Below are 21,441 nucleotides of genomic sequence, written 5' to 3' on the forward strand. Positions count from 1 at the left end.
GGAGGGAAGTTCGATGAAGCGCGGCACCTCACGTGACATCCGCACCGCGAACCGTTACGAGGTGCTGCGCCAGATCATCGCCGCGTCGCCCACCTCCCGGCAGGAGCTGGCGGCCGCCACCGGGCTGAGCCTGGCCACGGTCGCCACGCTCGTCGGCGAGCTGCTCGACCTCCGGATGATCACGGAGGTCGGGTTCGAGGACTCGGCGGGAGGCCGCCCCCGGGGACTCGTCGCGGTCAACGCGTCGGGGGGCGCGTTGATCGGCGTCGACATCGCGGAGACCTACGTCCATGTCGAGCTGTTCGACCTCGCGCTGAACGTGCTGGCCCGCGCCGAGGAGGACGTCCGCCCGGGCGAGAGCCTCCCCGAGCAGGTCGTCGGTCATGTCGCCGCGGTCGTGGGCCAGGTGGTCGCGCAGGCCGGCATCGAGGGCGCCCGGGTCCTGGGCGTCGGGGTGAGCGTGCCGGGCCAGGTGGACCGGGACACCGGGTTCTCCGAGTACGCGCCCAACTGGGACTGGCACGACGTGCCGTTGCTCGACCTGCTCACCGAGCACATCGCCTACCCGCTGTACCTGGACAACCCGCTGCGCGCCTCCGCGGTGGCCGAGCTGTGGTTCGGGGCCGCGCGCGGACGCGGCAACGCCGTGGTGGTCAACCTCGGTACCGGGGTGGGCGCCGGGCTCGTGCTCGGCGGCGGACTGCACCGCGGGGTCAGCAACAGCGCCGGCGAGTGGGGCCACACCACGATCGTCCTGGACGGCCGGGCGTGCCGCTGCGGCAAGCACGGCTGTGTGGAGGCGTACGTCGGCGCGTCCGGGATCATGCTGAGTCTGCGGGAGTTGGGCCCCGACAGCCCGCTGCTGCACGAGGACGACCAGACGGCCACCATCGCCGCGCTGGCCGAGGGGTTGCGGCGGAAGGATCCGGTGGCGGTCAACACGCTCCGCGACACGGTCCGTTACCTCGGCGCCGGGATCGCCAACCTGGTCAACCTGTTCAACCCCGAGGTGATCGTGCTCAGCAGCTGGGTCACCGCCGCCCTCGGCGAGCACCTGGTCGAGGAGGTGCGCGAGGCCGTCGCCCGGCACGCGCTGCCCCGGCCGATGGCCGCCACCGAGATCGTCCTCTCCCCCATCCCCACGGACCCGGTGTGCCTGGGCGCGGCGACGTTCGCGCTCGAAGGAGCCCTCCAGTCGGTCGGCCAGAAGTCGCCGAAACGCACCGCCGCGTCCGCGAGAGCGAACACGCACGACCCGCGGTAGTCCGCTGCTCCGAGAGGCAGCAACTCCTGGCGCCTGAGGGGGAGTTGCCGCCCTCCCATGGGGCGGCCCGCACCCCGTCGCGTCCGGTATCCCGAACGCTCCGCAACGCTTCGAACAGACTTCGTCCAACCCCTTGCCGAAGCCTTAGCCGAAGGTTAACGTCCCGCACCGCACCACCCTTTGAGCCACCTGGCGCTGAGCCGCTTCAGGCACCGGGCGCAGGGCCGCAGCCGTACTCGAGACAAGGACGTCAGCATGTCGGCAATGAGAAACGTCAGCTGGGACCGCCGTACCGTTCTGCGGGCCGCCATGGGTATGGCCGCCGCCGGCTCCCTCGCCGCGTGCGGCGGCAACACCGGTCGCGGCAGCGGCTCCGGCGACAGCCTGGTGCAGTACTTCCACGCGTACGGCGAGGCGGGCACCGAGCAGGCCATCAAGCGCTATGCGAAGGCCTACAAGGACGCCAACGTCACCACCCAGTGGATCACCGGCAACAACTTCGAGCAGAAGCTGTTCGCCGCGCTGCTCACCAAGAACGCGCCCGACGTCTTCGAGTTCCACCCGCAGATCCAGCTCATCAAGAGCGGTCAGGTGGCCGACCTGTCCGACATCATCGAGCCGGTGAAGAGCGACTTCAACCAGGCCGACATCTCGTCGCACACGGTCGACGGGAAGATATACGGCGTCCGCATGATCGACGACCCGCAGTTCTTCTTCTATCGGCCCTCGGTGTTCGAGAAGGCCAAGATCGAGGTCCCGCAGACCCTGGAAGAACTGATCGAGGCCGCGGACAAGCTCACCACCAGCAAGGTCAAGGGCGCCTTCCTCGGCAACGACATCACCACGGTGCAGAACCCGCTGATCTGGTCGGCCGGCGCGGACACCCTCACCGCGGACAACAAGCCCGCCTTCAACACCGACGCCGTCGCCGAGGGCCTCACGCAGCTGCGCGGCCTGTTCACGAGCGGCAACCTGCTGCTCGACTCCCCCACCGACTGGTGGGACCCGTCCGCCTTCACCCAGGGTCTGACCTCGATCCAGTGGTGCGGCATGTGGGCCATGCCCGCCATGATCGAGGCGCTCGGCGACGACATCGGCGTCTTCCCCTTCCCGAAGGTCGGCTCGGCCGGCAAGCAGTCCGTCACCAACGGCGGCTGGTCGATGTTCGTCAACGCCAAGAGCGAGAACCTCGAAGCGGCCAAGGCGTACGTCAAGTGGCTGTGGATCGACCAGAAGAAGTACCAGGAGGACTGGGCCCTCTCCTACGGGTTCCACATCCCGCCGCGCACCTCCATCGCCCAGTCCGCCACCAAGCTCAAGTCCGGTCTGCCGGCCGAGGGCGTCAAGCTCTTCAACGAGTTCGGCCACTTCGACAACATCGGCTGGACGCAGGCGATGATCGCCGCCGTCAACGACGTGATGGCGAACTCCGTCCGCAAGGACGCCGATCCGAAGGCCCAGCTCGCCGCGGCCGAGAAGAAGGTCGACGCCGAGCTCACGAAGCTCTTCGGATAGGCCGGCGGACGGATCTCGACATGTCGACCACCACCACGCGCGGGGTCGCCTCCCCCGCCCCGGCCAAGGTCTCCAAGGACCGGCCGCGGCGGGGCCTGAGGGCGAGCAGCACCTTCAACTTCTGGCTCTTCACCGGGCCGTTCCTCATCGGCCTGATCATCTTCGTCTTCGTGCCGATCGGCTGGAGCCTCTATCTGAGCTTCTTCGAGGCCCGGTTCACGGTCACACCGAGCGAGTTCGTCGGGCTCGAGAACTTCAGGATGATCCTGTCGGACACGGACTTCAGGAACTCCCTGGTCACGTTCACCGTGTTCGCCGCCTTCATCGTGCCGACCACCTGGGCCGTGTCGCTCGGCCTTGCGCTGCTGGTGAACCGCCTGCGGTTCATGAAGGCGTTCGTCCGGTCGGTCTTCTTCCTGCCGACCGCGGTCAGCTACGCGGCCGCCGCGCTGATCTGGAAGATGTCCATCTTCAACGGTGTCCGCTTCGGCATGGCCAACACGGTCATCGGCTGGTTCGGCGTCGAGAACATCGCCTGGCTGGGCAACCCCGACCCACCGTGGTACTGGCTGGTCATCGTGACCGTCCGGCTGTGGCTCCAGGCCGGCTTCTACATGATCCTCTTCCTCGCGGCGCTCCAGAACATCCCGCGGGAGCTGTACGAGGCCGCCGCGATCGACGGAGCCAAGCCGGGCTGGCAGACCTTCCGGTACATCACGCTGCCCCAGCTGCGCGCGACGTCGACCGCGGTGATCCTGCTGCTGCTCATCGCCGCGTACCAGGCCTTCGACGAGTTCTTCATCCTGCTCGGCAAGGCCACCTGGGGCATGCCGCCGCTGGTCGAGCTCTACAAGATGGCACTGGGCGAGAACCAGAACTACGGCGCGGGCAGCGCGGGTGCGCTGATCCTGACCGCGCTCATCTGCCTCGTCACCCTGCTCCAGGGCAAGATCATGGGCTTCGGAAGGGGTGAGGAGTCCCAGTGACCACCACAGCACCCGACGTCAGGAAAGCGCCCGAGAAACCGGCCGGGGCCAGGCGTCTCGGCGGCGTCATGGGCAGCACCGGTCTGTACATCGCGACCGGCGTGGCCGCCCTCCTCTTCCTGATCCCGTTCTATCTGATCGTCCGCAACGCCTTCATGACGGACCCGGAGATCACGGGCGAGGAATGGAAGTGGTTCCCCACCGACATCCAGTGGAGCAACGTCAAGGAGCCGTTCGACGACGTCACCGTCGACTTCGCCCGCTCCATGTGGAACTCCCTGGTCGTCGCCGTCCTGCACACCACGGGCATCCTGCTGGTCTGCTCGCTGGCCGGCTACGGCCTGGCCCGCATCCCGTACAAGCACGCCAACAAGGTCTTCTACGCCGTCCTGGCCACCCTGATGGTGCCCACGGCCGTCACCTTCGTGCCGAGCTTCGTGCTCGTCTCGTCGCTCGGCTGGGTGGACACCTACCGCGGTCTGATCATTCCGGGCCTGTTCAGTGGTTTCACCTGCTTCCTGTTCCGGCAGTACTTCCTGGGGTTCCCCAAGGAACTGGAGGAGGCGGCGCGGGTGGACGGGCTCGGCTACTGGGGTGCGTACTGGCGCGTCGTGGTGCCCAACTCGCTGAACTTCTTCGCGGCGATCGCGACGATCACCTTCATCGCGGGCTGGAACGCCTTCCTGTGGCCCCTGGTCATCGGCCAGGACCCCAGCGCGTGGACGGTGCAGGTCGCGCTCTCGTCGTACGCCACCAACCAGACCGTCAACTACCACCTGATCTTCATGGCCACGGCCATCTCTATCCTGCCCCTGGTGTTCGTGTTCCTCTTCCTCCAGCGCTGGCTGGTGCAGGGGATCGCGCAGACCGGCATCAAGGGCTGATCACTCGACCCACCCGCCGATTCACACGCCGATTCACCCAACGATTCACACGACCTGGAGACCGATGTCTTTCCGCACCACCGACGTCGACTACGTCGAGGACGTGTCACCGGGCCGCGGGGCGCTGCCGCCCCGCGCCTGGTACACGGCCTCGGACGCCAAGTCCCTTTCCCTGAACGGCAGCTGGCGGCTGCGCGTGTCACCGACGATCGACGCCGAGGACGACTCGTTCGCCGAGGAGGGCTACGACGCCGGGGACTGGGCCGAGGTGTCGGTCCCCGGGCACTGGGTCCTCCAGGGGCACGGTTCACCCATCTACACGAACCATCTGTACCCCTTCCCGGTGGACCCGCCGCACGTCCCGACCGAGAACCCGACCGGCGACCACCTGCGCGTCTTCGACCTGCCGCGGGACTGGGACCTCTCGGAGGCGGGCGCCGTCCTGCGCTTCGACGGCGTCGAGTCCTGCGCCCGGGTCTGGCTGAACGGCACGGACATCGGCGAGTTCAAGGGCTCGCGGGTGGCCCACGAGTTCGCCGTCGGCCATCTGCTGAAGCCCGTGGACAACGTGCTGGCCGTCCGCGTCCACCAGTGGTCGGCCGGGTCCTACCTGGAGGACCAGGACCAGTGGTGGCTGCCCGGCATCTTCCGTGACGTCACCCTGCTGCACCGCCCGGCGGACAGTGTCCTCGACTTCTTCGTGCACGCCGACTACGACCACGTCACGGGCGAGGGCACGCTGCGGGTCGACTCCGACGTGGACGGGCGGGTGCGGGTCGCCGCGCTCGACATCGATGTCGCGACCGGCGAGCCGGTGACGGTGGCGGTCGAGCCGTGGACGGCGGAGTCGCCGCGGCTGTACGACGGTGAGCTGGTCACCGGGGGCGAGCGGGTCCCGCTGCGGATCGGCTTCCGCACGATCGTCCTGGAGGACGGCCTGATCAAGGTCAACGGCAGGGCGGTCCTCTTCAAGGGCGTCAACCGCCACGAGTGGCACCCCGAGACGGGCCGCGCCCTCGACCTGGAGACCATGCGCGAGGACGTGCTGCTGATGAAGCGGCACAACCTCAACGCGGTGCGCACCTCGCACTACCCGCCGCACCCGGCCTTCCTGGACCTGTGCGACGAGTACGGTCTGTGGGTCATCGACGAGGCCGACCTGGAGACCCACGGCTTCCACGAGCAGGACTGGCGCGACAACCCCGTCGACGACGACCGCTGGACCCCGGCCCTCCTGGACCGCGCCGCCCGCATGGTCGAGCGCGACAAGAACCACCCGTCGATCGTCTTCTGGTCGCTGGGCAACGAGGCCGGCACCGGCCGCGGCCTCACCGCGATGGCCGAGTGGATCCACGGCCGGGACTCCTCGCGCCTCGTGCACTACGAGGGCGACTGGAACTGCCGTGACACGGACGTCTATTCGCGGATGTACGCCGACCACGCCGAGGTCGAGCGGATCGGCAAGGAACTGGACGGCGGCCCCCAGGGGCGCCGGCGCCTTCCCTTCATCCAGTGCGAGTACGGGCACGCCATGGGCAACGGCCCCGGCGGCATCGCCGACTACCAGGAGCTCTTCGAGAAGTACGACCGGATCCAGGGCGGCTTCATCTGGGAGTGGATCGACCACGGCATCGCCCACCCCGAGCTGGGCTACGCCTACGGCGGCGACTTCGGCGAGGAGCTGCACGACGGCAACTTCGTCTGCGACGGCCTGGTCTTCCCCGACCGCACGCCGTCCCCCGGTCTGATCGAGTACAAGAAGGTCATCGAGCCCGTCCGTATCGAGGGCGACGGCGGCGACGGCACCGTGCGGGTCACCAACAAGTACGACTTCGCCGACCTGTCGGCGCTCGCCTTCACGTGGTCGTACGAGGTCGAGGGCGAGAGCGTGGAGTCGGGTTCGCTGTCGGTGCCCGCGCTGAAGCCCGGTGAGAGCGCCGACGTGAAGCTGCCGGAGCCGCCCGCGGACCACCGGGGCGCGGAGACGCGGTGGACCGTGCGGGCTCTGCTGGCCGACGACTCCTCGTGGGGGCCGATGGGTCATGTGGTGGCGTGGGGCCAGTTCCCGGTCGCCGCCCGCCCGCTGCCGTCCGTCGCGGCCACCGACGGGCCCGTGCTCGACGGGCGGCGGATCACGCTCGGCCCGGCCTCCTTCGACGCCCGTACCGGTGCGCTGCGGACGGTCGGCGGGATCGCCGTCGAGAGCCCGCGCCTGGACGTGTGGCGGGCGACCACCGACAACGACGAGGGCGAGTGGAACGGCGGCATCTGCTACAGCAAGCTGTGGCGCACCCTCGGGCTGCACCGGATGCGGCACCGCCTGGACTCGGTGGAGCTGTCCGACGACGCGCTGACGGTCCGCACCCGGGTGTCGCCGGCGGCCCGCGAGGTGGGCCTGGCCACGGTGTACCGGTGGACCTCCGACGGCAACAGGCTGAAGCTGACGGTGTCCGTGGCGCCCGAGGGCGAGTGGACGGTGCCGCTGCCCCGCCTGGGCGTCCGGCTCGGGCTGGCCGAGGCGGACGCGGTGGAGTGGTTCGGCGGCGGTCCCGGTGAGGCGTATCCGGACAGCCGTCTGGCGTCGACCGTCGGCCGTTGGCGGTCGACTGTAGACGATCTTCAGACGCCGTACCTCCGCCCGCAGGAGAACGGCGCCCGCGCCGACGTCCGCTGGGCGGAGATCGGGGGCCTGCGGATCGAGGGCGACCCGGAGTTCTGGTTCACCGCCCGCCGCTGGACGACCGAGCAGCTGGACGCGGCCGCCCACCGCCCCGACCTCGTCCCGGGCGAGACGGTGTGGGTCAACCTCGACCACGGCCACCACGGCGTCGGCTCGCAGTCCTGCGGGCCGGGCCCGCTGCCGCAGTACCACCTGAAGGCGGAGCCGACGGAGTTCTCGTTCGTGTTCTCGACCACCAGGTAAGAGAACGATTAATCGATTGACTGATTGATCGACATTCCGACACTGTCGGGACGTCGCCAGCGGCCGGTCGGCATCCATGCCGACCGGCCGCAGTTCTGTTTTCGCACAAAGGAGTTGATGCCACTTGATTGGCAGCATCGAGGTCCGCGGACTGTCCCGCACCTTCCACTCCACCGTCCGCCGACCGGGCTTCACCGGCGCGGTCCGTTCCCTGGTCAACCCGGAACGGGTCGCCAAACACGCCGTCACCGACATCACCTTCGACGTGTCCCCGGGCGAACTCCTCGCCCTGCTGGGACCCAACGGCGCCGGCAAGTCCACCACCATCAAGATGCTCACCGGCATCCTCACCCCCACCGCGGGCCATGCCCGGGTCGCGGGCGTGGTGCCCTACGAGGACCGCGAGCGCAACGCCCGCAACATCGGCGCGGTGTTCGGGCAGCGCACCCAGCTGTGGTGGGACCTCCCGGTGCGTGAGTCGTTCGCGATCCTGCGGGACATCTACGAGGTGCCGAGGGCCGAACACGCCGCCCGCCTCGCGGAGTTCGACGACCTGCTGGATCTGTCGTCCTTCTGGGACACCCGGGTACGCCATCTCTCCCTGGGCCAGCGTGTCCGCAGCGACCTCGCCGCCGCGCTGCTCCACGATCCGCCGGTCGTCTTCCTCGACGAACCCACCATCGGCATGGACGTGGTCGTCAAGGAACAGGTACGGGAGTTCCTGCGGCACCAGGTCGAGGAGCGCGGCCGCACGGTCCTGCTCACCACCCACGACATGACGGAGGTCGAGCGGCTCGCCGAACGGGTCGTCCTCGTCAACCACGGCCGGCTGGTCCTCGACGGCTCCCTCGACGAGATCCGCCGCAAGTTCGGCTCGACCTGGCAGGTGCGGGCCACCCTCGCCGACCCGCACGCCGAGATCGTCCCGCTGCCGGGCATCACCCTGCTCCAACAGACGGGCCCGCGCCTGGTGTTCGGCCCCGACGGCCCCGACGCGCCGACCGTGCACCAGGCCCTCAAGGCCGTCATCGAGCGGTACGAGGTGACGGACATCGCGCTCGACGAGGCGGACCTCGAGGACGTGATGCGGGCCGCCTACGTCCATGCGGAAGAGGTCTGACATGGCGACCGTCCACGCCTGGCGTGCCGCCCGCGTCACCCCTCTCGGCGAACTGCACACCCCGCCCCGTATGACGGCCGCCCTGCTCCGCCTGACCGTGCAGATCGTGCTGGTGGCGTCCCTGTGGCACGGCCTCTACCAGAACACCGGCACCACGGCCGGACTCGACCGCGACCAGGCGGTGACGTACGCGGTGCTGGCCGTACTCGCCTCCCGGCTGCGGGAGTTGGACCAGTACGCGGGCCGCGACACCGTGCTCCAGCACATGCACTTCGGCACGATCATCTACTGGTACCTGCGCCCGCTGAAACCCCAGCGGTACTACGCCCTGCGTGCCTTCGGGGAGCAGCTGTACGGCTTCGCCTGGGCGCTCGGCGGATACGCGGTCTGCCTGGCGGCCGGTGTCGTGGAACCGCCCGGGTCGGCGGCCGTGGCGGGGGTGTTCGCGCTCAGTCTGCTGCTGGGCCAGTGGGTCCTGTACTACGTCATGCTCGTCATCGACCAGCTGTGCTTCTGGACCCTGCGCAACGGCGCCGCGATGCTCATCCTGATCTTCGCGCAGAACCTGCTGGCGGGGGTGTACGCGCCGCTGTGGTTCTTCCCCGACTGGTTCATCACGCTGAGCACGTTCCTGCCGTTCCAGGCGACGCTGAGCGTGCCCCTGTCGATCTACATCGGCCGCATCGAACTGTCCGACGCCCCACTCCAGTTGGCGATCCAGCTCGGCTGGGTCCTCGTACTGGCCCTGTTCACCCGTCTGTTGTGGCGGCGGGCCGCCCGCCGTGTCATCTCGCAGGGAGGCTGATGACTGTGAACGCCGTCCGGATCGCGTGGCGCATCACGCGTCTCAACTTCCGTGCCCAGCTGGAGTACCGCTCCGAGTTCCTGATGATGATCGCCATCGGCGCGGTCTGGCAGGTGTCGGTGATCGTGTTCGCTACGGTGCTGCTCACCCGGTTCACCGGGATGGGCGGCTGGGACAGCTCGGACGTGCTGCTGATCCCGGCGACACGGATGCTGGCGCACGGACTGTTCGTGCTGTTCCTCGGCCGGGTGCACGGTCTGGGCCGGCACATCCAGGAAGGCGTCATCGACACCTACCTGGTCCGCCCGATGCCGGTCCACCGCCAGCTCCAGCTCTCCTACTTCCCGACCAACGCGATCGGCGACCTGACGGTGGCCGCGGGCCTGATGGCGGGCGCGCTCAGCCGCAGCGAGCTGGACTGGACGGCCGGCCGGATCTCGTACCTGGTCGTGGCCGTGCTCGGCGGACTGCTCCTGGAGGCGGCCCTGTTCACGGTGGTGGCCTGCGCGTCGCTGCGTTTCCCGGCCGCCGACTACTGGGGGCGCTGGCTGGAGGAGCTCCTCGGCACCTTCGGCAGCTACCCGCTCAACGTGCTGCCCAGGGCGGTGGGCGGCCTCCTGACGTACGGTCTGCCGCTCGCGTTCGTCGCCTACTTCCCGGCCGCCGTGCTCACCGGCCACGGCCATGACACCGGCGTCCCGTACTGGCTGGCGGCGGCCTCACCTCTGCTGGGGGCACTCGCGTACCTCGGGTCGCGCCGGCTGTGGATCTTCAGCCTCAAGCACTACACCGGGGTCAACGGATGAGGGGAAGTCCGGATTAGGCTCGGCGCGATGGACGATCGACGGGAACGGGTGAGGGCGTACGCCGCCGAAAGGGCCGTGTGGTCGCGGCTCGCCGGGCTGCTGCCGGACGCCGAGGACCGGGACCAGGTCCAGGGGTGCTGGGACATCGGTGAGCAGGAGGGCGGCCTCTTTCATCTGGTCGACCGGTTGTTCGCGCTGGGGCTGTCCGTGGACGACGTGACGCGGGCCGAACTCGCGGCGATGGCCTCGCAGTGGGGGGTGTGGGACCAGCTCGCCACGGACATCGTCGACCTGCCCGGGGCTCAGGGGAAGGTGCGGGTGGTCGAGGGCCTGGAGCCGGTCGACGCGGACGGCACGGCTCTGGTGCCGTGGATGAGGTGCGAGCGGTGCGGCCGCGTCCTGGCCCTGGAGCACCGGCGCGAGACGTGGGGCGGCCTGTCGCTCTCGCCGGTGTCGTACGTCGTGTCCGTCCCCGACGACGCGGGCACCCAGCTCGTGTTCGACGCCGAAGGTCCGGACGCGGTGTGGCGCGCGCTGGAGGCGTTGACGGCGGTGACGGCGGTGACGGCGGTGACGGCGGTGACGGCGGTGACGGCAACCTGCCGGGACGCGGCGGCGACTGGAGGGGGACCGACCCGCAGCCCCCAGGAGTAGCCGTGTCCCATCGCCGCCGACGCCTCTTCCGCCCCCTCCCGCTCACGGCCGCGGCCGCGCTGATCGCCGTCGCGGCCGTCGCCGTCCCCCAGTTGACGCCCGGTGCCTCCGCCGCGACCACTCTGCGCGGGTACGCCGACGGGCGCGGCGTGAGGATCGGTGCGGCCGTCGGGGACGCCCCGCTGACCTCGGACTCGTCGTACACCACCGTCCTGGACCGGGAGTTCAACTCGGTGACGGCGGAGAACGCCATGAAGTGGGACGCCCTGGAACCGAGCCGGAACAGCTACAACTGGGCGGCGGCCGACCGGCTGGTCGACCACGCCGTCGCGAAGAAGCAGGGCGTACGGGGCCACACCCTGGCCTGGTACGCGCAGTTGCCGTCCTGGCTGAAGAACGGCGGCTTCTCCGCGTCCGAGCTGAACACGCTCCTGAAGAAGCACATCGACACCACCGTCGGCCGCTACAAGGGCAGGATCTACGCGTGGGACGTCGTCAACGAGGCGTTCGACGAGAACGGTTCGATGCGCGGTTCGCTGTGGCAGGACAAGCTGGGCACCGGCTACATCGCCAACGCCCTGAAGTGGGCCCACGCGGCCGACCCCACCGCCAGGCTCTACATCAACGACTACAACATCGAGGCGGACAACGCCAAGAGCGACGCCCTGTACGCCCTGGCCAAGCAACTCCTCGCCCAGGGCGTGCCGTTGCACGGCATCGGGTTCCAGTCGCACTTCGTGGTCGGCGGGGTGCCGTCGACGATGAAGGCGAACCTCAAGCGCTTCTCCGACCTCGGTCTGGAGGTGTCGGTCACCGAACTCGACATCCGCATCCCGCTGCCCGCCTCCGCCGCCGAACTCGCCCGGCAGTCCGCCGACTACAAGCTGGCGAGCGAGAACTGCCTGGGCGTGGCGCGCTGCGCCGGTGTGACGCTGTGGGGCGTCACCGACAAGTACTCATGGATACCGAGCACGTTCACCGGCTACGGCGCCGCCCTGCCGTACGACGAGGCCTACGCGGCGAAGCCCGCCTACACAGGGTTGTCCAACGGGCTCAACCCGGCTGTCTGAGACGCCGGTTCGGCGGCGAGCTCCGCCAGGGAGCGGATCCCCGGTATCGGTGACGGCAGCAACCACAGCACCGACAGCACCCCACCGACGGCGACCGCGACCAGGGTCGCGCGCAGACCGAAGGCCGTGGCGAGCGCCCCTCCGGCGAGCGCGCCGAGGGGGCGCACGCCGTAGTTGACGGTGCTGAAGGCGCCGGTCACCCGGCTGCGCAGGGCGTCCGGCGTCACCGCGGTCTGAAGGGAGTTGAGGTTGACGTCGAACCACATGACCCCGAGGCCCACCAGGAAATAGGCGCCGCCCAGGCATCCGGCGGCGGCCCACGCCGGTCCGCCGGCGACCGCGGCGAGGGCGTAGGGCGCCGGGAACAGCACGGCTCCCACGGCGACGGCGCGCCCGACACCGACGCGGCGGGACAGCCGCGGGGCGGTCAGCGCGCCGACGAGGGAGCCGGTCGCCCCGATACCCATGGTCAACCCGATGGCCCCCGGGGAGAGTCGCAGGACACGGTCGGCGAACAGCACCACCATGCCGGTGCCCGCCAGGAACGTGAAGAAGTTGACGGTCGTACAGCAGCCGAGGCTCGCCCGCAGCACCGGGTGCCGGACGACGAAGGCCAGACCGTCGCGGGCGTCGCGCAGCAGCGCGGGTACGGCGGCGCCGGATCGGGTTGCGGGCGCCGGTTCGTCGACCTTGATCCGGCCGAGCAGCAGCGCGGAGGCGAGGAAGGACAGGGCGTCCACGACGACGGTGACCGGCGCGCTGAGGGCCTGCACGAGGCCTCCACCGACCGCGGGACCGGCGACGAACGAGGCGGAACGGGCGGCGCTGAAGCTGCTGTTGGCGTCGACGTACGACGAGGGCGGCACCAGCCGCGCGAACAGCGGCTGCCAAGCACAGCCGGCCACCACGCCCGCGAGGCCCGTCAGCAGGGCCACCGCGTACAGCTGGCCGAGCGTGACCGTGCCCCACAGATAGGCGAGGGGCAGCGACAGCAGCACGCCCGCCCGCACCAGATCGGTGACGATCAGCAGCCGCCGTTTGCGCCGCCGCCCGTCGACCCAGGCGCCCAGCACGATCCCGAGCAGGTTGGGTGCCCAGGCGAGCGCGGTCAGCAGGGCGACCTGTGCCGCCGAGGCGTCCAGGAGGCCGACGGCGATCAGCGGGACCGCCACCTCGGAGATCCGGTCGCCGAACTGTGAGACAGCGCCGCTGGCCCAGGTGAGCCGGAAAGGACGGTCGCGCCACAGGGAGGTCTCGGGGAGAGATGTCCGGGGGCGCCTCATTCCGGCGTCCCGGACTCGTCGTCCGCCGCCTCCGGCAGCGCGTACAGCAGCATCCGTACGCCCCTGCCGTCCGGTGGCCGCTGTGCGGGTGCGCGGGTGACGTAGGGGGCGAGGAGTTCCTCCATGGCGTCCTTGAGCGCGGCCAGTTCCTCGGCGGTGACGACGATCCCGGTGTTGTTGGACATCGCGGCGCCGATCCACTCCGGCTCCAGGCGCGGCGCGGTCTCGGTGAGCCAGCGCATCGGCAGCTCCGCACGGCTCGCGAACATCTCACCGGCGAGCACCTGGGCGGCCGCCCGGCCCTCCTCGTCCTCGGGCACCTCGAACCGGTATCCGCGCGCCACGGCCTCCCAGCGCCGCTCGCGCCGGTCCGCTCCGGCCTGCGCGTCCCGGACCAGCCCGAATCCCGCGAGGTGGCGCAGATGCCAGCTGGTCACGGACGGGGTTGCCCCCACGTGGGGGGAGAGTTGGGTGGCGGTGGCGGGCCCGTACCGCTGCAACCGCTCCAGGGCGGCGAGCCGTACGGGGTGCGCCAGGGCGCGCATGGCCTTCGGGTCGGTGATCTCCAAGTCGCCGAAGCGATTACCGGAATCCATAACGTGAGAGTGTCCTCTCACACAATATGAGAGTCAACTCTCATGACTCTCACTGTTTCCCCAACCGGCCTTGCCACAGGGTCAGAAGGACGGGCGTATCCGGATCTTCTCGGCCGCCTTCACGGCGCTCTCCGGCCGGCAGATCGTCGGGTTCATCGGACGGTCCGACGATGCGTTCGACAAGCTGGGAGTGCTGTCGGCGGGGCTCACGACAACCAGGCGAACTCCGGCGGGCGTGACGGGCGTGTCAGGCGATCCACGCCCCGCTGTGTCGATGCCGCCCCAGGCCCACGGCGGAGAACTCGTCCTCGCCGGGACCCGCCACCACCCCCAGCCTCCGCAGCGCGCGCGAGAGCGGGCTGCCGTCGGACGGAAAGGGCTCCCCCTCCTCCACTCGCAGCGGCCCCAGCACGACGGTGCCGCCGTCCCACACGACAGCCCGCTGCTCGCCCGCGCCACCGAAGTACTCGGCCTCCACGTAGGCCACCGGCCCGTCGGCCGACCAGGCGGCGAGGGTCTTCTCGAACGGCTCCGGCAACCGCCGGAACCCCAGCGCGCCGCCACCCCCGCCGTGCGCGAGGGACTCGAACAGGGCATGCGTCATCGGCATCAGCGACAGGCCCTGCCCGATCGACGCCGCCCGGGCGGCAGGCACGTCCCGCAGCGCGCGGCGCAGCGCCGCCTCTTCGGCGATCACTGCTTTCAGGTCGTAGGCCATCTGGTCCGTCACAAGGAGAGGGGGCGGTCCGGCGGTGGCGGTGGCGGTGATGCGCAACTGGGGCGTGGTGCCGAGGCCGTGCCGGGATGCTCGGCGGCACCCCGTGGCGCTACCGGGGCGTCAGCACACAGAACTCGTTGCCGTCGGGGTCGATCATCGCGATCCGGCCGGTCCCGCCCGGGCCCGTGTCGGCGCGCTCGGCCCCGAGCGCGAGGAGACGGTCGACCTCTGTCTGCTGGTCGCCGTCGGCGGGTGGCGCGAGGTCGAAGTGCAGTCGGTTGCGACCCGTCTTCGGCGCGACCGGCGGACCACCCCAGGTGATCTTCGTCCCGCCGTGCGGCGACTGGATCGCGGTCTCCTCGTCCTGGTCCCACACCAGCGGCCAGCCCAGCGCCTCGCTCCAGAAGTAGCCGACGGCCTGTGAACCGTCGCAGGCCAGCGCTCCGATGAACCCGGTGTCGGCGAGGAAGTTGTTGCCCGCCTCGATCACACAGAACTCGTTGCCGTCGGGGTCGGCGAGCACCACGTGCCCCTCCTCCGGGAGTTGGCCGACATCGATGTGCCGCGCGCCGAGCCGCAGGGCCCGTTCCACCGTCTCCTGCTGCTGTTCCGGGAAGGCACTCGTCAGGTCGAAGTGCATCCGGTTCTGGCCGATCTTCTTCTCCCCCGTCGGCAGGAAGCGGAGTCGGAACCCGTGCTCATCGGCGGGCAGCAGCGCGACGCCGTCGAGTGGATCGTCGGCCACCTCCCGCCCCAGGACCCCGGACCAGAATCCCGCGAGGCGTTGCGGCTCACTGGCGTCGAAACACATCGCGAACAGATGACAAGTCATAGCCCCGCGCATCTCCGATCCGCTGCCCGGCCATCGCCGACAGGACGCCCCACCGGCCCCCGAGGCGGAAGCCTAGGGGCGAGGCGAGGTCACCCGCAGCCCAATATTCGACCGGACCTTCATGTACTAGCGTGTAACCTAGATTCCCTAGGTTTCTCTTCGGCACCCCGGAGACCCCATGGCCCGCGCAGGAATCACCCCCGACCGCCTCACCGCGGCCGCCGCCGACCTCGCCGACGAGGTCGGGTTCGAGAGCGTCACCCTCTCCGCGCTGGCGCGGCACTTCGGGGTGAAGGACGCGAGTCTGTACTCACACGTCCGCGGTCTTCAGGAACTGCGGACCCGGGTCGCGCTGCTCGCCGGGGCCGAGATGATCGACCGGATCGCCGTCGCCGTGGCGGGGCGGGCAGGGAAGGACGCGCTGGCCGCGTTCGCCGGGGCCTACCGGGAGTACGCGCTGGAACGGCCGGGACGGTACGCCGCCACCCAGATCCGCGTCGACCAGGCCCTCGTCGCCGACTCCCCCGGCCTGCGCCGCACCGCCGAGATCACCTACGGCATGCTCCGCGCCTACGGCCTGGAGGAACCCGACCTCACCGACGCCGTCCGCCTGCTGCGCAGCACCTTCCACGGCTACTGCGCGCTGGAGGCGAGCGGCGGCTTCGGCGCCCCCCGTGACGTACAGAAGTCCTGGAAACGCGCCATCGACGCCCTGCACGTCCTGCTCCAGAACTGGCCCCGCGAAGACGAGGAGAGCGAAGAGAAGTGACCGACCTCCACTACGACATCCACGGCAGCGGGCCCGTGCTCCTCGTCCTCCCCGGCGGGGCGGGCCATCCCATGGGGCTCGGCCCGTTGACCGACGCGCTCGCGGACCGGTTCACCGTCGTCGTCCTCGACCCCCTCGGACTGGCCCACGGCCGGCTCGGCTCACCCGTCGACGACCAGCGCGTCGAGGACTGGAGCGACCGCGCCCGGCGGGTGCTCGACAGCGTCCTCGCCGACGGCGACACCGCGTATGTCCTCGGCACCAGTGCCGGCGCCGTCGTCGCCCTCGACCTGCTCGCCCGGCACCCGGAGCGGTTGCGGCACGTCGTCGCGCACGAACCGCCGTGTGTGGGCGTACTGCCGGACGGGGACCGGCAGCGGGCCATGTTCCGGGACGTGGTCGACATCTATCGCACCGCCGGGCTGCGCGCCGCCGCCGCACGGATGACCGCCGGACTCACCGAACAGCCGGCCTCGACGCCGTTCGCCGGTCAACCCCTCACCCGCGAGGAGGAGTTGAGCAACCCCATGGCCCTCTCGCTCGCCCACGTCCTCCTCCCCTTCACCGCCTACGACCCCGATCTCACCGCCCTGTCCTCCGGCCCCCTCACCCTCGCCACCGGAACCGACTCGCGCGGCCAACTCCTGTACCGCACCGCCGAGTTCGTCGCCGAGCGGACCGGCGCCGCCTTCACCGAGTTCCCCGGCGGACACCTCGGCGCCGTCCAGCGTCCCGAAGCCTTCGCCGAGCACCTCACCACGGCGCTCGGCGTCTCGGCCCGGTTGGGCGAGCGCGATCACGACAGGTCGCCCACCGCGTCCGCGTAGTACGTCGATCCCCCGAGATGGAGGGCGAGTTCGCGGAAGCTCCAGCCCTCGCCGGGGGAGTCGTCGAGTTCGGCCTCGGTGAGCGCGCCGAGGCGGGCGGACCAGATCCCGGCCAGTCGGCCGAGGCGGCTGCGGGCCTCGTCCAGGTCCTCCTGGGAGAAGGGAGCCAGGTCCGCCTCGGTCGTGATCGCCGAGGCGTGCCAGTGGTCCGGCCGGGGGTCCACGCCCGCCAGCCGGGCCTCCATCTCCGCGAGATGGTCGACGAGGTGGTCGGCGACCCGGCGGATCGCCTTGTGCGGGGTGTAGACACGGTCGTCGATCTCGTGGGGCCTGCCGTCCCAGGCGGTCCAGGTCGCGGCCAGGGCGAGGACGTGGTCGACCATCCCGGTGACGGTACGGGCGGGGGTTTCCCGCGGGTTGTCGGTCATACCGGCACGCTAGGGGGGTGTCGGTTCGGTGCCCGCCGAAGTGTCCCCGAGGGGCCCGCTACGCGCCGCGCTCCCCCGCACTGCGCTCCACACAGAACTCGTTCCCCTCCGGATCGGTCAGCACCGCCCACCCCGTGCCGTCCGCCTTGCGCCGGTCGTCGAAGAGCGTGGCGCCCAGGCCGAGCAGCCGCTCGACCTCCTCGTCCCGGGTGCGGTCCTGCGGCTGGATGTCGAAGTGGATCCGGTTCTTGGCCGTCTTGGGCTCCGGCACGGTGACGAAGAGCAGACCCGCGGCCTCGATCAGCGCCTCCTCGTCACCGGGGTGGTCGTCCTCGTGCAGGGGCAGGCCCAGGACCTGGGACCAGAAGCCGCCGAGGGCGTAGGCGTCGGCGCAGTCGATCGTCGTATGACGGATGGCGGAAGTCATACGGCGGATTCTTGTGCAGCGCCTGAGAAGAGATCAACAGGCACAGTCGGCGCGTTCTTCGAAAAGATCGGCGCGCGCGGCAACCCTTCCCGCACCTGCGGCCACTTCAGGGCATGACTTCAGCACGACGCACCACGCGCCACCGCCGTATCCGGGGCGCCCGCAAGCCACTGATCGCGGGGCTCGCCGCCACGGCCGCGCTCGTCGGCGCCTGGTACGCCACCGCCGGGGCGAGCACGGCCACCGGACTCACCGTGTCCACGACCTCGGTGACCCTGTCCGCCAAGTTCCCCTACCTGTCGGCGGGTTACAACAACAGCCGCGAGTGGACGCGCACGGCGACGGCGGCCGCCCCGAACGGCACCCTGCGGGTGGCCTGGCCCGCCTCCGACGGCATCCACGTCACACCGCTGACGGCGGCCGGCAAGCGTTCGGGTGCGGACACGATCGTCAAGGGCGCCAAGGAGGTCGGCGGGCTGGTCGCGCACGACAACGGGTTCGCGCTGCTCACCCGGGTCTCCGACACCAACAAGTGGAAGGAGACGGCGGCCGCGATCGTCCGCTACACGAACGGCAAGAAGACCTTCCAGACCAAGCTCACCGGCACCGCCACCAACGACACGTCCCCCACGCTCGACGGACAACTCACCTGGAACGGCACCAAGTACGGCGCCTACTTCGTGGTGCACGGCGCGGGCGGGTTCGCCGACGGGCACTTCGGCGACAAGATGCAGTACGTCAGCGCCAAGGGCAAGAAGGCGAGCGGCGGCTGGAGTTGGGGGTGCAGCCACAACGAGGGCATCGCCCTGCACGCCGAGACGTCCGGCGCCTTCACCTCCCTCTGCTTCGACGACTGGCGCTCGGGCCTGTTCGTGTCCACCGGTATCGGCGCTCCCGATGTCGCGCCGGTGGTGCAGCGCGAGCAGTGCTGGGCGGGCTACTGCGGCGGTACGTTCGCGGGTCGTACGGGCGACCTGGTGAAGTCCTCCACCGGCCGCTACGCCACCGCGTTCGCCTCCCGGGGTGCCGCGTCGGCCAAGAAGAACCCCGACGACTCCAGCGGGCGCGGCTGGTCCGTCACGCCGAAGACCAGTACCCATCAGGTCGCGGTCGCCTTCATGAAGAACCGCAACTCCGGTCCCGGCAAGGCGGTCTACCTCTCCACCACCAAGGGCACGGACCACGTCAACGTCCGCCTCGCCCCGTACGGCAAGGACCGGCTCCTGCTCTCCTGGGAGTCCGTGAAGAACGCCAAGTGCACGGCCGGCACCTGCACCGGCACGTTCGCGGGCACCCATCTGCGTCTCATCGACTGGAACGGCAAGTTCCAGGGTTCGGACAAGATCGTGAACACACGGATCACCGGTGATATCGCGGTCCAGAAGGACGGGACGCTGACCTGGGCGTCCGTAGCCGTCACCCCGTCGTACGCGACCGCCCTCACCGGGGCGTCCCCGACGACGAAGACGCTGAAGATCAGCCGTCTGACGCCCTGATCACGCGCCACACCCTCCCCCGTCCCCACCTGCACGGGGGAGGTCAGTCCGCCGCGCGGGCGGTGAGCACTCCGACCATCCGGCGTACGACCTCGGCGGGCAGCGCCGGATTCCGGGCCGCCGTCTCCGCGTTGCCGGTGCCCGTCCTGAGCAGCAGGACCAGGAGCCGGGCCGGCAGCCTAGGGTGGAGCGCGGCGGCGTGCCGGATGTGCTCGTGGGGGTCCTCCAACAGCCTCGCGGCCGCCGCCGCCGAGAGCCGCGGGTCGGTCGCGGCGCGGTACCGGACCTCCTCGTCGGGGTCCCGACTGAGCCGTTCCACCAGTTCGGGCGTGGACTTCGGGTCGTCCAGGGCGAGTTGGCGCATGCGCGGGCTGGGGTCGTCGGCGTAGCGCAGGAGGCCGTGACGGGGGAAGTTGGGGTGGCCGCGCGGCCGGTCGGGGGTGCTGAGGCTGCCGGTCCACCACCGCCACACCGCCAGGAGCATGTCGGCGGGCGCGTCGTCGCAGGACTCGGCCAGGAAGAGCTGCACGACACGGTCCTCGTCCCGGGCGAGGCGTGCGACGACGTCCGGTGGCAGCCGGCGGGCACGGGCGACGCTTCTGCGGACCAGGGGGTGGGAGGAGGTGGCCAGGCGGCGCATGGCGTCCTCGTCCTCGTGCAGGGCGACGACCCAGTCGAGTGCCCAGGAGTGCTGGTCCAGGTCGAACTCGAAGTCGATGCGCGCGCGTTGTTCCTCGGTGAGGTCGGCCCGCTTCGCCACGACGTAGCGGACGTCGGCGTCGGAGTCCTCGGCGAGGAGGGCGACGAGGTCGGGGTCCAGACGCGGGTTGCGGGCCAGCGAGCGGCGCTCGTCCGACTCGCCGTGCCGTGCCAGGTGTTCGGCGAGAGCGCGCTCCAGGCGGCAGGTCTCCAGCGCCTGGCGCCGGATGTCCTGGACGCCCTGGACCTCGGGGGTCTCGAACACCGCCCGGGGCATGGGGTGTTGGCGATGGTGCAGCAGCAGGGACCGGATACGCACGGTGCCGTGCGGATCGACCAGGAGCGCCTCCCGTGCGGCGGCGTCGAGATGGGACCAGGCCGACAGGCAGGCCACGGCCCGCACACCGCCGTCGGGATCGGCGGCCAACGCGACCGACACATCGGCGGGCAGGCCTCTGAGGCGGGCGGCCTCGGAACGCACACGCGGGGACGGATCGACGGCGAGCCTGCGGCAGGTGTCCTCGTCGAGCTCGGCCCAGCGCTCGGCGGCGATCATGGTGAGCAGCCACCGTTGGCGCTCGCTCTCCTCGCCGAGAATCACTCGGGCCCACTGCTCGGGGGTGATGTCCGGCTGGTTCTCGGCCGCCCGCATCCGCGTCTTCCAGTCCGGATGGGACAGGGCGGCGTCCCGGGCTTCCGTCGGCAGTGTGCTGTACATCGCATACGGTGACCTGTCCACCAGCTGGGGCCGTAGCTCCTTCGGGGTGGCCGCGTTGAGCGAGAGCCCGCTCGCCCAGGCGTCGAGCACCCTCTCCGAGGGCCTCGGCCCCTGGAACAGCGACTCCCAGGCGGCTGCCCGGTCCTCCGCCGTCTCCCGGCCCGCGGCCTGCGCGGCCTCCTCCTGCCGCTCCCTGATCCGGTCCACGGCGACGAGCCAGACCGCGTACTCCTCGGTCGTGACACCCAGCAGGGTGTCCCCGTCCAGCGACAGCGTCAGGAACTCCGGCTGCCCGGGCAGCTCAGCGAGCACCCCGGCGAGATCCCACTCAGCGGCGAGCCTGACCCGTGTCCACCGCCGGGGCGAGCACCCCGCGTCGACGAGGAACACCCCGTCCCCACCGAGGATCCCCGCCTCGGACGCCAGCCGGAACCACTGAGCGTTGACCTCGGCGACCGGATCGCCCCGCTCCGACCCCACCGCCACGGCCGGTTCCGTCTCCCACCCGACGACATGCCGCCACGCGAACGCGGGCGGCATGTCGTCGGGTGGGAGACGGAACCGGCCGTGGCGGTGGGGTCGGAGCTGTCTACTATACACTTCTCCGAGCCCACGAGAGTC

At 70.5% G+C, this 21,441-nt stretch carries 20 protein-coding genes; 13 read left to right on the forward strand and 7 right to left on the reverse strand.

The genetic code is table 11. The features are described 5' to 3' along the window. The first annotated feature begins 13 nt into the window (after nt 1-13). The 10 genes from HLK59_RS26750 (at nt 14) to HLK59_RS26795 (ending at nt 12,027) form a co-directional block, all read left to right on the forward strand. Nucleotides 14-1,264, forward strand: a complete 1,251-nt coding sequence (locus HLK59_RS26750) for an ROK family protein (protein ID WP_171144073.1) — start codon at nt 14-16, stop codon at nt 1,262-1,264. A 255-nt stretch (nt 1,265-1,519) separates the two neighbouring features. Next, nucleotides 1,520-2,779, forward strand: coding sequence for an extracellular solute-binding protein (locus HLK59_RS26755; protein WP_171144074.1), 1,260 nt, complete (start codon nt 1,520-1,522; stop codon nt 2,777-2,779). Between the two features lie 20 nt (nt 2,780-2,799). Continuing rightward, nucleotides 2,800-3,765: a sugar ABC transporter permease gene (locus tag HLK59_RS26760; protein ID WP_171144075.1), complete on the forward strand. Its 966-nt coding sequence runs from the start codon at nt 2,800-2,802 to the stop codon at nt 3,763-3,765. After that, on the forward strand, nt 3,762-4,649 hold the full coding sequence (locus tag HLK59_RS26765; RefSeq protein ID WP_171144076.1) for a carbohydrate ABC transporter permease: 888 nt from the start codon (nt 3,762-3,764) through the stop codon (nt 4,647-4,649). The genes HLK59_RS26760 and HLK59_RS26765 overlap by 4 nt, the downstream gene beginning before the upstream one ends. Nucleotides 4,650-4,713: 64 nt before the next feature. After that, nucleotides 4,714-7,572 (forward strand): glycoside hydrolase family 2 TIM barrel-domain containing protein, encoded by a 2,859-nt coding sequence (locus HLK59_RS26770; protein ID WP_171144077.1) that lies wholly within the window; start codon nt 4,714-4,716, stop codon nt 7,570-7,572. A gap of 124 nt (nt 7,573-7,696) precedes the next feature. Beyond that, entirely contained in the window at nt 7,697-8,692 is a 996-nt protein-coding gene (locus tag HLK59_RS26775) for an ATP-binding cassette domain-containing protein (protein ID WP_171144078.1), read from the forward strand. A 1-nt stretch (nt 8,693) separates the two neighbouring features. Then, on the forward strand, nt 8,694-9,497 hold the full coding sequence (locus HLK59_RS26780; RefSeq protein ID WP_171144079.1) for an ABC-2 family transporter protein: 804 nt from the start codon (nt 8,694-8,696) through the stop codon (nt 9,495-9,497). Then, a complete protein-coding gene (locus HLK59_RS26785; RefSeq protein ID WP_171144080.1) occupies nt 9,497-10,303 on the forward strand; it encodes an ABC-2 family transporter protein in 807 nt (268 codons plus the stop codon). Before HLK59_RS26780 ends, HLK59_RS26785 begins: the two co-directional genes overlap by 1 nt. A gap of 27 nt (nt 10,304-10,330) precedes the next feature. Beyond that, nucleotides 10,331-10,957: a hypothetical protein gene (locus tag HLK59_RS26790; protein WP_171144081.1), complete on the forward strand. Its 627-nt coding sequence runs from the start codon at nt 10,331-10,333 to the stop codon at nt 10,955-10,957. Between the two features lie 2 nt (nt 10,958-10,959). Continuing rightward, nucleotides 10,960-12,027 carry an endo-1,4-beta-xylanase gene (locus tag HLK59_RS26795; RefSeq protein WP_171144082.1) on the forward strand — a complete coding sequence of 356 codons (1,068 nt, stop codon included), beginning with the start codon at nt 10,960-10,962 and terminating at the stop codon, nt 12,025-12,027. Here the strand turns inward: HLK59_RS26795 and HLK59_RS26800 are convergent. The 4 genes from HLK59_RS26800 to HLK59_RS26815 all read right to left on the reverse strand — a co-directional run bounded on the left by HLK59_RS26800 (nt 11,988) and on the right by HLK59_RS26815 (nt 15,456). After that, nucleotides 11,988-13,310, reverse strand: coding sequence for an MFS transporter (locus tag HLK59_RS26800; RefSeq protein WP_171144083.1), 1,323 nt, complete (start codon nt 13,308-13,310; stop codon nt 11,988-11,990). The two genes, HLK59_RS26795 and HLK59_RS26800, sit on opposite strands and share 40 nt — an antisense overlap. Continuing rightward, nucleotides 13,307-13,906, reverse strand: a complete 600-nt coding sequence (locus HLK59_RS26805) for an ArsR family transcriptional regulator (protein WP_171144084.1) — start codon at nt 13,904-13,906, stop codon at nt 13,307-13,309. The genes HLK59_RS26800 and HLK59_RS26805 overlap by 4 nt, the downstream gene beginning before the upstream one ends. 247 nt (nt 13,907-14,153) lie before the next feature. Next, the gene (locus HLK59_RS26810; protein ID WP_206327624.1) at nt 14,154-14,681 is read right to left on the reverse strand and encodes a hypothetical protein; all 528 of its coding nucleotides are present in this window, start codon (nt 14,679-14,681) and stop codon (nt 14,154-14,156) included. Between the two features lie 52 nt (nt 14,682-14,733). Further along, nucleotides 14,734-15,456 carry a VOC family protein gene (locus tag HLK59_RS26815; RefSeq protein WP_171144085.1) on the reverse strand — a complete coding sequence of 241 codons (723 nt, stop codon included), beginning with the start codon at nt 15,454-15,456 and terminating at the stop codon, nt 14,734-14,736. 178 nt (nt 15,457-15,634) lie between these two features. Here HLK59_RS26815 and HLK59_RS26820 point away from each other — a divergent pair, with 178 nt between their 5' ends. Then, a complete protein-coding gene (locus HLK59_RS26820) occupies nt 15,635-16,225 on the forward strand; it encodes a TetR-like C-terminal domain-containing protein (RefSeq protein ID WP_171144086.1) in 591 nt (196 codons plus the stop codon). Then, entirely contained in the window at nt 16,222-17,052 is an 831-nt protein-coding gene (locus tag HLK59_RS26825) for an alpha/beta fold hydrolase (protein WP_171144087.1), read from the forward strand. Before HLK59_RS26820 ends, HLK59_RS26825 begins: the two co-directional genes overlap by 4 nt. Here the strand turns inward: HLK59_RS26825 and HLK59_RS26830 are convergent. Beyond that, nucleotides 17,022-17,480: a hypothetical protein gene (locus tag HLK59_RS26830; RefSeq protein WP_171144088.1), complete on the reverse strand. Its 459-nt coding sequence runs from the start codon at nt 17,478-17,480 to the stop codon at nt 17,022-17,024. The two genes, HLK59_RS26825 and HLK59_RS26830, sit on opposite strands and share 31 nt — an antisense overlap. A gap of 58 nt (nt 17,481-17,538) precedes the next feature. Beyond that, entirely contained in the window at nt 17,539-17,907 is a 369-nt protein-coding gene (locus HLK59_RS26835) for a VOC family protein (RefSeq protein ID WP_171144089.1), read from the reverse strand. 113 nt (nt 17,908-18,020) lie between these two features. On the opposite strand from HLK59_RS26835, the gene HLK59_RS26840 reads away from it, so the two are divergent. Beyond that, nucleotides 18,021-19,403 (forward strand): hypothetical protein, encoded by a 1,383-nt coding sequence (locus HLK59_RS26840; protein WP_171144090.1) that lies wholly within the window; start codon nt 18,021-18,023, stop codon nt 19,401-19,403. A 43-nt stretch (nt 19,404-19,446) separates the two neighbouring features. On the opposite strand, the gene HLK59_RS26845 is transcribed toward HLK59_RS26840, so the two are convergent. After that, a complete protein-coding gene (locus HLK59_RS26845; RefSeq protein WP_240982658.1) occupies nt 19,447-21,360 on the reverse strand; it encodes a PE-PGRS family protein in 1,914 nt (637 codons plus the stop codon). Nucleotides 21,361-21,441: the final 81 nt, after the last annotated feature.

The organism is Streptomyces sp. S3(2020) (genome assembly GCF_013044505.1).
Taxonomy (GTDB): domain Bacteria; phylum Actinomycetota; class Actinomycetes; order Streptomycetales; family Streptomycetaceae; genus Streptomyces.

What these genes read in the sequence shown, in the direction of transcription:
- HLK59_RS26750 (WP_171144073.1), top strand. Translation starts at nt 14, where the DNA reads ATGAAGCGCGGCACCTCACGTGACATCCGCACCGCGAACCGTTACGAG.
- HLK59_RS26755 (WP_171144074.1), top strand. Translation starts at nt 1,520, where the DNA reads ATGTCGGCAATGAGAAACGTCAGCTGGGACCGCCGTACCGTTCTGCGG.
- HLK59_RS26760 (WP_171144075.1), top strand. Translation starts at nt 2,800, where the DNA reads ATGTCGACCACCACCACGCGCGGGGTCGCCTCCCCCGCCCCGGCCAAG.
- HLK59_RS26770 (WP_171144077.1), top strand. Translation starts at nt 4,714, where the DNA reads ATGTCTTTCCGCACCACCGACGTCGACTACGTCGAGGACGTGTCACCG.
- HLK59_RS26780 (WP_171144079.1), top strand. Translation starts at nt 8,694, where the DNA reads ATGGCGACCGTCCACGCCTGGCGTGCCGCCCGCGTCACCCCTCTCGGC.
- HLK59_RS26785 (WP_171144080.1), top strand. Translation starts at nt 9,497, where the DNA reads ATGACTGTGAACGCCGTCCGGATCGCGTGGCGCATCACGCGTCTCAAC.
- HLK59_RS26790 (WP_171144081.1), top strand. Translation starts at nt 10,331, where the DNA reads ATGGACGATCGACGGGAACGGGTGAGGGCGTACGCCGCCGAAAGGGCC.
- HLK59_RS26800 (WP_171144083.1), bottom strand. Translation starts at nt 13,310, where the DNA reads ATGAGGCGCCCCCGGACATCTCTCCCCGAGACCTCCCTGTGGCGCGAC.
- HLK59_RS26805 (WP_171144084.1), bottom strand. Translation starts at nt 13,906, where the DNA reads ATGGATTCCGGTAATCGCTTCGGCGACTTGGAGATCACCGACCCGAAG.
- HLK59_RS26815 (WP_171144085.1), bottom strand. Translation starts at nt 15,456, where the DNA reads ATGACTTGTCATCTGTTCGCGATGTGTTTCGACGCCAGTGAGCCGCAA.
- HLK59_RS26820 (WP_171144086.1), top strand. Translation starts at nt 15,635, where the DNA reads ATGGCCCGCGCAGGAATCACCCCCGACCGCCTCACCGCGGCCGCCGCC.
- HLK59_RS26830 (WP_171144088.1), bottom strand. Translation starts at nt 17,480, where the DNA reads ATGACCGACAACCCGCGGGAAACCCCCGCCCGTACCGTCACCGGGATG.
- HLK59_RS26835 (WP_171144089.1), bottom strand. Translation starts at nt 17,907, where the DNA reads ATGACTTCCGCCATCCGTCATACGACGATCGACTGCGCCGACGCCTAC.
- HLK59_RS26840 (WP_171144090.1), top strand. Translation starts at nt 18,021, where the DNA reads ATGACTTCAGCACGACGCACCACGCGCCACCGCCGTATCCGGGGCGCC.
- HLK59_RS26845 (WP_240982658.1), bottom strand. Translation starts at nt 21,360, where the DNA reads ATGCCGCCCGCGTTCGCGTGGCGGCATGTCGTCGGGTGGGAGACGGAA.